Below are 13960 nucleotides of genomic sequence, written 5' to 3'. Positions count from 1 at the left end.
AACGGCGCGCCCTGTGGGACGCGCCGTTTTGTGTATCCAACTGTCGCCGTGGCGCCTGACCGGATCAGGCCGCTTCGGCCTCGTGCTCGTCGGAGATCGCGGCGAGGCGGCGTTCGCTTTCTTCGCGCGACAGGGCGACCGACGTGCGGACACCTTTGCCGACGAATTCCATCAAACCCCGGACGACGCGCTCGTTCGGATCGATGCCGGCGCAGGACAGAACTTCACGACCATCGCGCGAGCGTGCCCAGCGGGCGATCTGCTCGGGACCGTTGCCGTATTTCTTGTCGTCTGCAATCGCATCATCCAGCGCCGCGAGAACCACAGCGGCGAACAGTTTGCGGGCTCGTTGGCCCTGCTCGTAATTGAAGGCCGAGCCGTCAACGAAATCGCGCATTCTTCCGTCCTTTGTTATTGCTCTTGCGTTTCCTGGCGTGAGGGCCATCTAGGCCGTTCGGCCCCCGATTCGATATGCCTTGGGTCACATGGCAGGTATGCGCCTGGCGCATATCACCTTTGCCGCTCACCAAAAGCTAGGCCCCTCACAAGGGATCGCAATGCACGCGAAGTAAGCGTGTGCCGCTGGAATTCAAGGCCGGCTATTTGCGAAGCGCGAACGCACAAAGGCCTAGATGGTCTTCTAAGTGATTGAAATTGCGCTCTATTGATGGCCTTCAGATCGCGCGAATTCGTTCGTATTACGAAGGATTTCTTGCGGTCGTTTCCTCTGCGTCACGATGTTCCGTAAAACGCATGGATGGGGCTTGCGCTTTCCGAAACATTTGATCCTCGCTGGTCATAAATAAGTGACCACCGCGTCACCCGCCGACATCTCGCCCGATGCGCGCCCGAGGCGCAGATAGGCGATCGCGCGATCGCCGGAACGGGTGAAAAGACGCCCGACGCTGCGCCCGTCCGAGGTGATCTCGGTTCCCGGCTCGGCAGGGCCTTTGACATCGACCGTGACGAAGCCTTTGCGCAGCTCGGTCTTGTGCTTCATCCGCGCGGTGACTTCCTGGCCGACATAGCAGCCTTTGCGGAAATCGACGCCGTCCAGCCGATCGAACCCGGCCTCGAGGATGAACGTGTCGGGGGTCAGTTCGACACCGGTCTCGGGGATGCAATGCGCAACGCGGATCGCGTCCCAATCGGTGCCGTCATCGCCCGCTTTGTCCCCGTAGAGCCGCCAGCCCATGTCGGGATGGCGCGGATCGGCCAGCGCGCCCTCGGGCGCAGGCCCGGTGCCGCGATAGACCTTCAGATCGGAGGGGGCGATCGCGACATCCGCACGCAGCTTGTACATGCTCAGCCGCTTGATGGTCGCCTCGGCGATGCTGGCGTCGATATCGAGCACAATCGCCTCGCCCCGCGCGAGCAGGAAGAAGTCGGCAAGGTATTTGCCCTGTGGCGTCAGCAGGGCGGTATAGACCAGCCCGTCTTTCACGTGGCTCACGTCGTTCGTCACCAGCCCTTGCAGGAAGTGCTCGCGATCCGCACCGGTGATCTCGTAGAGAATGCGCTCGGCCATAGAGGTCTCCTTTCCCCGCCCATGTAGGCAGCCGGGACGGGAATGCCAACTCAATCGAGAAGCTGCATCCGGCACAGCCCCGCATAGGGCCCGTTCTTGGCCAGCAGCTCGTCATGCGTGCCCTGTTCGACGACCTGACCCTCGACCACCACGACGATCTTGTCTGCATTGCGCACGGTCGACAGGCGGTGGGCGATCACCAGCGTCGTGCGGCCCTGGCTCAGGTCCGCCAGTGCCTGCGCGACCTTGGCCTCGGAGACAGTGTCGAGCGCGGAGGTCGCCTCGTCGAGCAGCAGGATCGGCGCGTCGCGCAGCACGGCGCGCGCGATGGCGACCCGCTGGCGTTGCCCGCCGGACAGGGCCGAACCACGCGGGCCTGCGCCGGTATTGATGCCGTTCTGCAGGAGGTCGGTGAATTCGGTCACATGGGCGGCTTCGAGCGCGGTCTGGATATGGTCGGGATCGACCTCCTGCTGCCCGAGCAGGACATTCTCGCGGATTGTCTCGTCGAACAGCGCGGAATCCTGCGACACCGTCGAGAAATGCTGGCGCAGTTCGGCAAGGCCGAGATCGTTCAGCGGCGTGCCGCCCAGCGTGATGCGCCCGCTATCGGGATCGACGAGCCGGGTCAGCAGATTGAACACGGTGGTCTTGCCTGCGCCCGAGGGGCCAACAAGCGCGGTGGTCTGGCCGGGTTCGGCAACGAAACTGAGGCCGCGCAGGACGTGCTTGTCGCCGTAATGCAGATGCACGTCGTCGAATTCGATCCGCGTGGTCTCGGGCAGGGCGGCAGGCTGCGCAGGCGAGGTGATCGCGGGTTGGGTGTCGAACAGGCGATAGATCCGCTCGAGGCTCGCGGCCGCCGTTTGCCACGCACCTGCCGAATTCGCGAGACGGCGCAGCGGCTGGAAGGCCAGCGCCATCGCGGTGAAGAAGGACATGAAATCGCCGACAGAGCGCTCGCCCTCCAGAATCTGCTGGCCGCCGAGGATCAGCACCACGAAGAAGCCGAGACCGGTGATGATGTCGATCATCGCGGGCACGAGGCCCGAGATGAAGGTGGTCTTGATCTGGGCGATGCGGACTTCGTTCACGAGTCGGGCGAAGCGCCCCGCCTGATATTCCTCGATCCCGTTGAGCTTCACGGCGGCGATGCCGTGGAAAACCTCGTCGAGCCGGGTCGCGCGTTCGGAAGAGCTTTCGCGCATCTGGCGTGTCTTGCGGCGGATATAGCGTTGCGCCATCGCGACCGGCAGGATCAGGAGCGGTGCGCCGATCACGGCCCCCAGCGTCCAGCCGGGATCGATGGCAACCGCGACGCCGAACAGCGAAATCAGAGAGACCGCGTCGCGCCCGGTGCTGGAGATGAAGATCTTCCACACGTTCTGCACGGCGGAGGTGTCGCCCTGTACGCGTTCGATCAGCGCGCCGGGCGGGTTGGCCTGATAGAAATGCTGGTCGAGCCGCAGCATGTGCCGGAACAGGTCGATCTGCATATCGCTAGAGGTGCGCAGCGAGACGCTCGTCATCACAGTGCGCGAGGCCACCGAGGTCACGGCGCGGATCAGGAACAGCCCGAAGATCGCGGCGCCGACCCACCAGATCAGATCGCTTTCGCCTTGCACGAAGACCTTGTCGAAGAGCGGCTTGAGCATCCAGCTCAGCGCGCCCAGCGTCGAGCCTTCGATCATAAGAAGCACCATCGACACGCCGATCATTGGCCAGTGCTTGAGCAGATAATCGCGCCACATCCGGCCCGCGAGGTGTTTCGACGTGTAAGGATTTGCAGTCTTGGCCACGAGGCACCATGCGATAGGCGCGCCATTCGGCGCGCGGTTAAGCCCGTGAATTACCGCGAGACGGGGGGCACGTGCAAGCCGGGCGCGAGATTGACGCCGCGCGCGGGCGGCATTACCGATTGTCCGTTGTGCCAGACGGAGATACCCGATGAGCCTTGCCCAAGGTCGCCCCTACCTCGCCATTCCCGGACCCTCGACGATGCCTGACCGTGTTCTGGCCGCGATGCATCGTCCCGCGCCCAATATCTACGAAGGCGAGATCGAGGAAATCGCGGCCCGGGTCGCGGCGAACCTGCGTCGGGTGGCGATGTCCTCGTCCCATGTCGCGATCTATATCGCCAACGGGCACGGCGCTTGGGAGGCGTCGATCTCCAACGTGTTCTCGCGCGGCGACAAGGCGCTGAGCCTCGTGACCGGGCGCTTCGGCAATATCTGGGCGCGCAACGCGGCCACGATGGGCGTGGACGTTCAGCGGCTGGAATTCGGCATCAAGGCCCCCGCCGATCCTGCAAAGGTCGAAGAGGCGCTGCGGGCCGACAAGACCCACGAAATCAAGGCCGTGCTGCTCACCCATGTCGATACCGCGACCTCGGTGGTCAACGACGTGCCGGCGATCCGCGCGGCGATCGACGCGGCGGGTCACCCGGCGCTCTTGATGGTCGATTGCATCGCCTCTCTGGGATGCGACGAGTTCCGGATGGACGATTGGGGCGTCGACGTGATGGTCGCCGCCAGCCAGAAGGGCCTGATGGTGCCGCCCGGTCTGGGCTTCGTCTGGTTCTCCGACAAGGCGCTGGCCGCCAGCCGCGAGGCCGATATGGTCACCCCCTATTGGGACTGGCAGCCGCGCGCCTTCCCCGAAATGGTCTATCAGTATTTCGGGGGCACCTCGCCGACCCATCACCTCTTTGGCCTCGATGAATCGCTTAAGATGATCCTCGAGGAAGAGGGGCTGACCCATATCTGGGCGCGTCACGCGACGCTCGCCTCCGCCGTCTGGGCGGCTTTCGAGACCTGGGGGCAGGAGGGCGACATCGCGCTCAACATCGCGAACCCGGCCCATCGCGCCCATTCGGTGACGGCGGCGCGGATCGGGGCGGGCAACGCCCAGCGGCTGCGCAGCTGGCTCGAACGCGAGGCGGGGGTGACGCTGGGCATCGGGCTCGGGATGGCCGAACCCGGTACTCCCGAGGCCAACGATTTCCTGCGTGTCGCCCATATGGGCCACGTGAACGCCCATATGACGCTGGGTGCGCTGGCGACGATGGAGGCCGGGATGCAGGCGCTGAAAATCCCGCACAACCCCGGCGGCATCGCCGCGGCGGCTGGCGCGATTGCGAAAGGCGCCGGTCAGGCCTGACCGTGACGCTCCAGCCAGTCTGTGAGCTGTTCGACCTCTTCCGAAGCTTCGCGCGAGATTTGCGGGGCTTCGGTGCGCGACGTCGAGAGCTTCATCTCGCGGCTGGATTGGGTCATGCCTGCATAAGCGCCGAAGGCCAAGGCAAAGGCCAGCGGGCTAAGCATTGCGATACGGGCGTTGCGAGTCTTGCGGCTCATGGGTCTGCTCCTGTTGTTGAGCAAAACATGGGCGCGCCCCCGAGTCGGCGCAACTCACCTTGCGGCGAGACGCGCCGACGCCGGTGCTTTTTTGCCGATTTGATCGGCGGAATTGTGTCCGAGAGGGCGCGCAGCTCAGCGCGCGCGGGCGGCTTTCAGCGCGTCGGGCAGAGCCGCGGCGAAGGCGTCGAGCTCGGCCTCCGGCCCGACTGAAACCCGGATGCAGCGATTTTGCGGGGCGACGAAAGGCATCCGCACGAACACCGCGCGCGCATCCAGTTCCTGCAGTACAGCCCGCGCGAACTCACCGTCCTGCCCGCAGTCGACGGCGACGAAATTCGTGGCCGAGGGCAGAGTGCTCAGCCCGTTCGCCCGCGCGATGGTGTCGATCCTGTCGCGCGCGCCTGCCACCAGAAGGCGCATATAGGCGGCCCACGTTTTGTCCTGCAGCGCGGCCAGCGCGCCTGCCTGAGAGATGCGGCACATGCCGAAATGATTGCGGATCTTGTCGAAGGCCGCGATCAGCTCGGGCGCGGCCAAGGCATAGCCCACACGCGCGCCCGCCATCCCATGCGCCTTCGAGAAGGTGCGCATCCGGATCACGCGGGGATCGTCGGCTTTGATGCGCGCCTCGGTCCCGTCTTCGGCGAATTCCACATAGGCCTCGTCCAGCACCATCAGCGTGCCCTCGGGCACCGCCTCGATCATCGCCTCGATCATCTCGCGCGGGTGATGGGTGCCCATCGGATTGTCGGGATTGGCGATATAGACGAGCTTCGCGCCCACCTCCGCCGCCTTCGCGATCAGCGCCTGCGGGTCTTCGTGGTCATCGGCATAGGGCACCTTGTGCAGCACCCCGCCAAAGCCCGCGACGTGGTAGTTGAAGGTCGGGTAGGCGCCTTCCGAGGTGACGACCGGGTCGCCGGGTTCGATCACCAGACGGCATAGATAACCCAGAAGCCCGTCGATCCCTTCGCCGACCAGCACATTCTCGACCGCGACACCGTGATGCTCGGCAATCGCCGTGCGCAGCTCGAAACTGGTCGAGTCGCCGTATTTCCAGACATCGCCTGCCGCCGCCGCCATCGCGGCAATCGCGCGCGGCGAGGGGCCGAAGCCGTTTTCATTCGCACCCAGTCGCGCGGTGAAGCGGCGGCCGGCAATGCGCTCGTGTTCCTCGGGCCCGACGAAGGGCACGGTGGCGGGAAGGCTGTCGATCAGGCGGGTATATCGGGGTCCGGTCATGGCTACAGGCGTAAGCGCAAAGCGCGGGTGCGGCAAGAGGGCGCGTCGGTTGGCGCGATCGCGGCGGAACCGGGGACTGGGCCAAACGCTTTTCCCCGCGTAATATCGTGAAATGACATAAGTTCGGGAAGCCAGCCGATGAGCGCCAGCGACACCTCTTTCTCCACCTCCCTGTTCGAGACCCTGACCGGAGATGCGCCGGGGAACGTAAAAGAGCTCAGCGACAGCGCGGCGAAGCACGAACCCGGCAGTTTCCTGCGTCATGTCGGCTCGCTGTCGATGACGAAGCTCGCCGACGGGCTGATCGATCCGAAACTGGTGCTGAGCTGGCTGATGCAGGCCGTCGGTGCGCCCGCCGCGCTTGTCAGCTGGCTGGTGCCGGTGCGCGAGGCGGGCTCTCTGCTGCCGCAGCTGTTCACCGCGCCGCATGTGCGCCAGATGCCGCAGCGCAAATGGGCCTGGGCGGCGGGGAGCTTGATCCAGGGGCTGGCTGCGGCGGCGATCGTGGTGATCGCGCTGACGATGCAGGGGATGGCCGCGGGACTTGCGATGCTAGTGGCGCTGGGCGTGCTGGCCATTGCGCGCTCGCTGTCCTCGGTGAGCTACAAGGATGTGCTGGGCAAGACGGTCGACCGGACGCGGCGCGGCACGACGACCGGGATCGCGACGAGCGTCTCTGCCGCCGGGGTGATCCTGTTCGCGATCATTCTGATGAGCGGCGTGGTGGAGCGGATGAGCCTCGTGATCGGGGCGATCTCGCTGGCGGCCGTGCTGTGGATCGCGTCGGCGGCGCTGTTCTCGACGCTGCGCGAGGAAGATCAGCCGGGCGAAGACAAGGGCAGCATCGGCCTGTCCGAGCTGAGCCTGCTGTGGAAGGACGCCGATCTGGGTAAGTTCGTGATCGCGCGGGTGCTGCTGCTGCCGACCGCGCTGGCGCCGCCCTATATCGTGCTGCTCGCGGCGCAGGCGGGCGATAACCGGTTCGGCGCGCTGGGGGCGATGGTGCTCGCCTCGGCACTGGCCTCGCTGGTGAGTTCCTATATCTGGGGGCGGCTGGCGGATCGGTCCTCACGCAAGGTGCTGATCTTCACCGGGCTGGTCGCGGCCGCGTTTCTGGCGCTGGCGGTGGTGCTGGGCTGGTCGGGGCTGATGGGCACGATCTGGGCCTCTCCGGTGGCGCTGTTCGGGCTGATGATCGGCTATCAAGGGGTGCGGTTGGGCCGCTCGACCTATCTGGTGGATATGTCGCCCAAGGATGACCGCGCGGCCTATACGGCGGTGTCGAATACGACCGTGGGTGTGATGCTGCTGGCCTTCGGGGCGGCAAGCTCGGCGCTCGCGATGGCGGGGCCGGAAATGGTGCTGATCGTCTATGCGGGGATTTGCGTGGTCGCCTCGGGCGTGGCCTTCACGATGAAGGAAGTGTCGGAGTAAGGTCTCCGCTCAGCTCATGGCGCGGGGCGACCAGCCCCGGGCCGCGCCCGACCCTCCCCCCGGGAGGGCGCATTGGCGATGTCAGCGCGGGCACGGGTGACCTGCGGGCTTTCGAGATAAAGCGATGACCACATATGTCCTGAAGCGCCCACCCAAGGGTCGGGCGCGGCCCTAAACACTGTTTGGGCCGCGCCGTTTCTTCAGCCCATCTCGGCCAGACGCGCCACGGCCTGACGGACCTTCTCGGCCTCTTCCTCGGCGCGGGCGAGGTTCTCGCGGGTTTCCACCACGACCTCGGGATCGGCATTGGCGATGAATTTCGGATTGTTCAGACGGCCCTTCATGCCGCCGATTTCCTTCTCCATCTTGCCCAGAGCCTTCTCCAGACGCGCCTTCTCCTTGGCGATGTCGATCACGCCTTCCAGCGGCAACCCGAACAGCGCGCCCTGCGCCGGGATCGAGATCGCCCCTTTCGGGATCGGTGCCTCGGTGATGCTCTCGATGCGCGCCAGCTTGAAGATCAGCGCCTCGTTATTGGCGAGCGCCGCGCGCGCGGCGTCATCGGCCTCGGCCAGAACCATCGGCAGTTTCAGCCCCACCGGGACACCCATCTGCGTGCGCGACGACCGGATCGCCTCGATCAGGTCGATGACCCAGTTCATCTCGCGGTCGGCGGCCTCGTCCACCAGATCTGCCGCTTTGTAATCCGGCCAGTCGGCATGGACGAGCATCTTCGCGCGGTCGCCCTGCGGCGCGGTCAGCTCCCAGAGCTCTTCGGTGATGAAGGGCATGATCGGGTGCAGCAGCGTGTAGCACTGATCGAGCACCCAGCGCATCGTGGCGCGGGTTTCCTCGGCATGCTCGCCGTCGAAGAGCGGCTTGGCGAATTCGACATACCAGTCGCAGACCTTGCCCCAGACGAAGCCGTAAAGCCCCAGCGCCGCGTCGTTGAACCGGTAGGCGGCAAAGGCTTCGTCCACTTGCTCGCGGATCTTCGCGGTCTCGCCGATGATCCAGCGGTTCACCGTGTGGGTGGGCTGCGGGATCTCGGTCACGACCGGGCCTTCGAAGACGCCGTTCATTTCGGCGAAGCGCGTCGCGTTCCAGATCTTCGTGCCGAAGTTCCGATAGCCCTTGATGCGCTCCTCGGACAGCTTCAGCACGCCGCCCATCGCCGCCATCGCGGTATTGGTGAAGCGCAGCGCATCCGCGCCGTAAGCGTCGATGATCTCGAGCGGGTCGATCACGTTGCCCGTCGTCTTCGACATCTTCTTGCCCTTCTCGTCGCGGACGAGCTGGTGCAGGTAGACGGTGTGGAAGGGCACCTGATCCATGACGGCCAGCTGCATCATCATCATCCGCGCCACCCAGAAGAACAGGATATCGAAGCCGGTCACGAGGACATCGGTCGGGAAATACTTGCGCATCTCCTCAGTATCCTCGGGCCAGCCGAGCGTGCCGATCGGCCAGAGGCCCGACGAGAACCAGGTGTCGAGCACATCGGCATCGCGCCAGACCGGATAGACGAGCTGCGTCGGATCCTCGGTCATCTCGTATTGCGCGAGGCTCGCGGCGAGCACTTCGATCGCCTTGTGCCGGTCTTCGACCTCGACGATGCGCGCCACGTTCAGCGGCGTTGGCAGCTCGGCATTCTGTGCCTTGAACCAGCCGATGACGCTCTCGAAATCCGAGGCGCAGTGATAGCGGTCGTCGCGATGAACCATCTTGGTCTCGACGAGCAGGCGGCCCATTTCCACGAGGTCGATCGTGCCGTCGCCTTCGTCATCGCGGAAGTCGGGCGCGTCCATGTCCAGACCGTACCAGACCGGGATCTGGTGGCCCCACCAGAGCTGGCGCGAGATGCACCACGGCTCGATGTTTTCCAGCCAGTGGAAATAGGTCTTCTCGCCGGCTTCCGGCATGATGACGGTGTCGCCGTTGCGCACCGCATCCAGCGCCTTGCCCACGATCTTTTCGGCATCGACGAACCACTGATCGGTCAGCATCGGCTCGATCACCACTTTCGAACGATCGCCGAAGGGCTGCATGATCGGCTTGTCTTCGACGTAGGGAACGGTCGTCTCGGTCTCGTTGCCGTCTTCGTCGGTGACGGTCTTGGTCGTCGTCACCGCGAGGCCCTCGTCGGTGATCTGACGGATCACGGCTTCACGCGCCTCGAACCGGTCGAGCCCGCGCAGTTCCTCGGGCACGAGGTTGAGCGCGTCGATCTCGGCCTCGGTGAACTCGGCGCCTTTCGAGATGTCCATCGCGCGGGCCGCGCATTCCTCATAGGACAGCCCGTCTGCGCGCATCGCGCCCTTGGTGTCCATCAGGCGATACATCGGAATGCCGCCGCGCTTGGCGACCATGTAGTCGTTGAAGTCATGCGCGCCGGTGATCTTCACCGCGCCCGAGCCGAAATCGGGATCGGGATATTGATCGGTGATGATCGGGATCAGGCGGCGATGCTCTTTCGGGCCCACCGGAATCTCGCAGAGCTTGCCGACGATCGGCGCGTAACGCTCGTCCGAAGGGTGCACCGCAACCGCGCCGTCGCCCAGCATCGTCTCGGGACGCGTGGTCGCGATCGAGATGTAGTCGCGCTCTTCGGTGAAGAGGACATTCCCGTCCTCGTCCTTCTCGACGTAAGTATAGGTCTCGCCGCCTGCGAGCGGGTATTTGAAGTGCCACATGTGACCGGCGACTTCGATATTCTCCACTTCCAGATCGGAGATCGCGGTCTCGAAATGGGGGTCCCAGTTCACCAGTCGCTTGCCGCGATAGATCAGGCCCTTTTCGTACATGTCGACGAAGACCTTGATCACCGCGTCATGGAAATTGCCCTCGTTGCCTTCCGGCGCACCGGGCGCACCCGACATCGTAAAGGCGTTGCGCGACCAGTCGCAGGATGACCCCAGACGCTTGAGCTGGTTGATGATGGTCGAGCCGTATTCGCCCTTCCACTCCCAGACCTTCTCGAGGAATTTCTCGCGACCCAGTTCCACCCGCTTGGGCTGCTGGGTCTTGGCCAGTTCCTTCTCGACCATCAGCTGGGTCGCGATGCCCGCATGGTCCTGACCCGGCTGCCAAAGCGTGTCAAAACCGCGCATCCGGTGCCAGCGCACGAGGATATCCTGCACGGTGTTGTTGAAGGCGTGGCCCACATGCAGCGCACCCGTCACGTTGGGCGGCGGGATCATTACGCAGAAGGTCTCGTCGCGCGACGCGTTGGCCCCGGCCTTGAAGGCTCCGGCCTCTTCCCATTTCGCGTAGATCCGCGGCTCGGCGCTCGCGGCATCGAAAGTCTTGTCCATAGTCATGTCAGGCATCCTTGGCTCGGCTTGAGGGCTGTTTAGCCCGCGCAGGCGACAAGGAAAACCCCGTGCGCGCCGGTCCAAAAAGCGCGGCGGGCACGATCGGGTCAACAAACTGCCGCGATTGCCCCTGAAGATAAGAGAAACTTATCCTACATTGGATAGTATAAGCCCAACTTATCTGAGGAGCGCTGATATGCGCGGTCTCTTCGAGCGTGTGATCTCTGCCCTGCGTCGCCGCAGCCCGGAACGGGCCGAGGCGCGCGCGGCAGCTGGTGCGGGCCGCGGGCCGGTGGATCATGTCGTGCTGCTCGACGGGACGCTCGGCTCGCTGCGGCCCGACCGCCTCACCTCGATTGGGCTGATCTATCGCTTCCTGCGCCGGGCCGCGCCGAAAGTGTCGGTCTATTACGGGCGCGGGCTGCGCTGGCGGGACTGGCACGACATGTCGGACGTCTGGTTCGGCTGGGGCGTGAACCAGCAGATCTCACGCGCCTATGGCTGGCTCGCGATGCGCTACCGTCCGGGCGACCGGATTTTCCTGATTGGCTATTCTCGGGGCGCCTTCGCGGCGCGCTCGCTGGCCGGGATGATCGGGCGGATCGGTCTCTTGCGTCCCGAACATGCGATTGAGCGGAACACCCGCCTCGCATGGCGCCATTACGAGGAAGAGACGCCCGCGGACATTCTGCAAAGCTATCGCAACAGCCTGTGCCACGAGAATGTCGAGATCGAGATGGTCGGCGCGTTCGACACGGTGCAGGCGCTGGGCATCCGCGTGCCCTTCTTCTGGATCGTCAGCGAAGAGCGCGTGCGGTTTCACGACCACCACCTGAGCGATCACGTGCGCCACGGATTTCAGGCGCTCGCGCTCGACGAGCGGCGCTCGGTGCTGGAGCCGTTGGTTTGGGAAAGCGACGAGGGGGCTTCGGAGGCGGATGCTCCCGCGACCCGGATCGAGCAGCGCTGGTTTCGCGGCGCGCATGGCGATATCGGCGGGATGCTGGGCCATTTCGGCGATGCCCGACCGCTCGCCAATATTCCGCTCGTGTGGATGCTGGAGCGCGCCGAGTCGCTGGGGCTGAGTCTGCCGCCCGGCTGGCAGGCAGAGTTCCCGCGCGATCCGAATGCGCCCTCGGTCGGCACATGGACCGGCTGGGGCAAGCTGTTCTGGCTGCGTGCGCCGCGTGTCGTGGGCCGCGACCCCTCCGAGGGGCTGCATGAGAGCGTCGTCTTGCCCGAAGGTTCGCGCGCGATTTTCCGACCGCGCATCCTGCGCCCCGAAATCCGCCGCCTCGCGCGCGGGTCCGTGCCAGCCTCAGATCTCGGGCGTCATGACGAAACAGGTGGCGGTGCCGGTCGCGTAGAGGCGTCCATCCTCGGCACCCCGGATCTCACCCCGCGCGACGCCAGTTGACCGCCCGATATGATCAAGCTGGCCCACGCCGATCACCTCGGTGCCGGGCTTGATCGCGCGGATCAGGTTCACCTTGAATTCGAGCGTCGTCTGCGTCTGACCCTTCTTCAGCCCGGTGATCACCGAGCAGGTCATCACCGTATCGAGCATCATCGCATACCAGCCGCCGTGAATGCCGCCATAGCCGTTGGTCTGCGGATGCCCCGGCGTGCCGCGACAGGTGACGCGGCCTTCCTCGGCCTCGGTGATCCGGTAGGCCATCAGCTTCTGCACGGTGGGGGAGGGGACGTCGCCGGTGACCATCTTGCGGACGTAGTCGAGCCCCGGCATCGAGAGGACCTCCTCGAGCGGGAGGAAATCGTCGGGTCCTTCGGCGAAATATTGATCGGGCATGTCTGGCTCCTGTTGGGTCGGGCGACAAGCTATCGCGATGGGCCGGAAAGGGAAGGGGGGAGCGTTTGCGATCCGCATCGCAAAGGGCAGCATTGCCCTCGGGGTCAGCATCGCGAGGCGCGGCGCTCCAAGGGTGCTTGTGGGGTTTCCCCGGTGGATGGGCGTCTTGTGCTATTCTCGAACATCACTCCGCGGACGGAGTGGGGCGTCTTGACCGTCTTCCGTTTTGATGGCCGCGCGCCGAACAGCCATTGGGAGGACGATCTCATGCAAATTGCTATCGTACAGCAACCGCCGGTCTACATGAACAAGACGGCGTCTCTGGAGCGAGCGGTCGAACTGGTCGCCGAGGCGGCTTCTCAGGCGTGCCGACTGATCGTGTTTCCCGAGACATGGTTGCCGGGCTACCCCACTTTCGTCTGGCGGCTCCCGCCGGGGGCAGGGATGAAGAAGACCGACGATCTCTTCGCGCTTTCGCAGGCCAATTCGATCGATCTCAGCAAAGACGAGCTTGCGCCGATAAAGGAAGCGGCAAAAGAGCATTCGATGGTGGTCGTGATGGGCCATCAGGAGGTGGATGGGGCGGTCAGCGGCAGCACGCTTTTCAACAGCGCAGCGATCATCGACGCCGACGGGACCCTTCTGAACAACCATCGAAAGCTGATGCCGACAAACCCCGAGCGTATGGTCTGGGGGTTCGGAGACGGCTCGACCCTTAAGGTCGTTGAGACCGCAGTCGGGCGTGTGGGCGCCCTGATATGCTGGGAAAACTACATGCCGCTGGCGCGGTTCGCGCTCTATGCCCAGAATATCGACATCTATTGTGCACCGACCTGGGACAGCGGCGATACCTGGCTGGCGACAATGCAGCATATCGCGCGCGAAGGCGGATGTTGGGTTCTCGGCTGCGCCACGTCGCTCGAGGCAAGCGACGTGCCGGCGGATCTCCCCTATCGTGACGAGCTTTTCCCTGACGACAACGAGTGGATCAATCCCGGCGATGGGGTGGTCTACAAGCCCTTCGGCAGTTTGCACGCGGGCCCGATGAGGAAGGAAAAGGGGCTGTTGGTCGCGACAGTGGACGTGGATGCCGCCAGGGCTTCACGCCGCAAATTCGATGTTAGTGGTCATTACGCCCGGCCGGATGTTTTCACTCTCAACGTCAACCGAGCCAAGCAGTCGCCCATTTCCTTCGACTGACACGGTGAGGCCGCCCGCCGCCAAAGAAAAAGGGGCCCAGCCGGGCCCCTCCGTTCAATCCATTTGAGTGCCC

General features: G+C 64.7%; 11 protein-coding genes. 4 read left to right on the top strand and 7 right to left on the bottom strand.

The genetic code is table 11. The annotated features are described in order from the left end of the window. Positions 1 to 64: 64 nt before the first annotated feature. The 3 genes from BMI91_RS10290 to BMI91_RS10280 form a co-directional block, all read right to left on the bottom strand. Positions 65 to 397 carry a DUF6280 family protein gene (locus tag BMI91_RS10290; RefSeq protein WP_075773874.1) on the bottom strand — a complete coding sequence of 111 codons (333 nt, stop codon included), beginning with the start codon at positions 395 to 397 and terminating at the stop codon, positions 65 to 67. A gap of 399 nt (positions 398 to 796) precedes the next feature. Then, the gene (gene ygfZ, locus BMI91_RS10285; protein WP_078604875.1) at positions 797 to 1528 is read right to left on the bottom strand and encodes a CAF17-like 4Fe-4S cluster assembly/insertion protein YgfZ; all 732 of its coding nucleotides are present in this window, start codon (positions 1526 to 1528) and stop codon (positions 797 to 799) included. 50 nt (positions 1529 to 1578) lie between these two features. After that, complete coding sequence (locus BMI91_RS10280; RefSeq protein WP_078604874.1) at positions 1579 to 3279, bottom strand: ABC transporter ATP-binding protein; 1701 nt, start codon at positions 3277 to 3279, stop codon at positions 1579 to 1581. A 196-nt stretch (positions 3280 to 3475) separates the two neighbouring features. On the opposite strand from BMI91_RS10280, the gene BMI91_RS10275 reads away from it, so the two are divergent. Then, entirely contained in the window at positions 3476 to 4687 is a 1212-nt protein-coding gene (locus BMI91_RS10275; protein ID WP_078600667.1) for a pyridoxal-phosphate-dependent aminotransferase family protein, read from the top strand. Here the strand turns inward: BMI91_RS10275 and BMI91_RS10270 are convergent. Further along, on the bottom strand, positions 4678 to 4884 hold the full coding sequence (locus BMI91_RS10270; protein ID WP_078522440.1) for a hypothetical protein: 207 nt from the start codon (positions 4882 to 4884) through the stop codon (positions 4678 to 4680). The genes BMI91_RS10275 and BMI91_RS10270 overlap by 10 nt on opposite strands. A 135-nt stretch (positions 4885 to 5019) precedes the next feature. Beyond that, complete coding sequence (locus BMI91_RS10265) at positions 5020 to 6129, bottom strand: pyridoxal phosphate-dependent aminotransferase (RefSeq protein ID WP_078604873.1); 1110 nt, start codon at positions 6127 to 6129, stop codon at positions 5020 to 5022. 138 nt (positions 6130 to 6267) lie between these two features. On the opposite strand from BMI91_RS10265, the gene BMI91_RS10260 reads away from it, so the two are divergent. Further along, positions 6268 to 7563, top strand: a complete 1296-nt coding sequence (locus BMI91_RS10260; protein WP_078604872.1) for an MFS transporter — start codon at positions 6268 to 6270, stop codon at positions 7561 to 7563. Between the two features lie 200 nt (positions 7564 to 7763). On the opposite strand, the gene BMI91_RS10255 is transcribed toward BMI91_RS10260, so the two are convergent. Then, positions 7764 to 10883, bottom strand: coding sequence for a valine--tRNA ligase (locus BMI91_RS10255; RefSeq protein WP_078604871.1), 3120 nt, complete (start codon positions 10881 to 10883; stop codon positions 7764 to 7766). A gap of 190 nt (positions 10884 to 11073) precedes the next feature. On the opposite strand from BMI91_RS10255, the gene BMI91_RS10250 reads away from it, so the two are divergent. Further along, positions 11074 to 12294, top strand: a complete 1221-nt coding sequence (locus BMI91_RS10250) for a DUF2235 domain-containing protein (RefSeq protein ID WP_078604870.1) — start codon at positions 11074 to 11076, stop codon at positions 12292 to 12294. On the opposite strand, the gene BMI91_RS10245 is transcribed toward BMI91_RS10250, so the two are convergent. Further along, positions 12196 to 12687: a PaaI family thioesterase gene (locus BMI91_RS10245; RefSeq protein ID WP_078604869.1), complete on the bottom strand. Its 492-nt coding sequence runs from the start codon at positions 12685 to 12687 to the stop codon at positions 12196 to 12198. The genes BMI91_RS10250 and BMI91_RS10245 overlap by 99 nt on opposite strands. A 210-nt stretch (positions 12688 to 12897) precedes the next feature. Between BMI91_RS10245 and BMI91_RS10240 the strand changes: the two genes are divergently transcribed. Continuing rightward, positions 12898 to 13887 carry a carbon-nitrogen hydrolase family protein gene (locus BMI91_RS10240; protein ID WP_244176602.1) on the top strand — a complete coding sequence of 330 codons (990 nt, stop codon included), beginning with the start codon at positions 12898 to 12900 and terminating at the stop codon, positions 13885 to 13887. Positions 13888 to 13960 lie beyond the last annotated feature (73 nt).

The organism is Thioclava sediminum (assembly GCF_002020355.1).
In the GTDB taxonomy this organism is placed as follows: Bacteria; Pseudomonadota; Alphaproteobacteria; order Rhodobacterales; family Rhodobacteraceae; genus Thioclava; species Thioclava sediminum.
The sequence above is the reverse complement of the archived record's forward strand: the minus strand, read 5'-3'. Positions and strand labels throughout refer to the sequence as shown.

Coding starts and splice junctions, on each gene's coding strand:
- BMI91_RS10290 (WP_075773874.1), bottom strand. CDS start 397: ATGCGCGATTTCGTTGACGGCTCGGCCTTCAATTACGAGCAGGGCCAA.
- ygfZ (WP_078604875.1), bottom strand. CDS start 1,528: ATGGCCGAGCGCATTCTCTACGAGATCACCGGTGCGGATCGCGAGCAC.
- BMI91_RS10280 (WP_078604874.1), bottom strand. CDS start 3,279: ATGTGGCGCGATTATCTGCTCAAGCACTGGCCAATGATCGGCGTGTCG.
- BMI91_RS10275 (WP_078600667.1), top strand. CDS start 3,476: ATGAGCCTTGCCCAAGGTCGCCCCTACCTCGCCATTCCCGGACCCTCG.
- BMI91_RS10270 (WP_078522440.1), bottom strand. CDS start 4,884: ATGAGCCGCAAGACTCGCAACGCCCGTATCGCAATGCTTAGCCCGCTG.
- BMI91_RS10265 (WP_078604873.1), bottom strand. CDS start 6,129: ATGACCGGACCCCGATATACCCGCCTGATCGACAGCCTTCCCGCCACC.
- BMI91_RS10260 (WP_078604872.1), top strand. CDS start 6,268: ATGAGCGCCAGCGACACCTCTTTCTCCACCTCCCTGTTCGAGACCCTG.
- BMI91_RS10255 (WP_078604871.1), bottom strand. CDS start 10,883: ATGACTATGGACAAGACTTTCGATGCCGCGAGCGCCGAGCCGCGGATC.
- BMI91_RS10250 (WP_078604870.1), top strand. CDS start 11,074: ATGCGCGGTCTCTTCGAGCGTGTGATCTCTGCCCTGCGTCGCCGCAGC.
- BMI91_RS10245 (WP_078604869.1), bottom strand. CDS start 12,687: ATGCCCGATCAATATTTCGCCGAAGGACCCGACGATTTCCTCCCGCTC.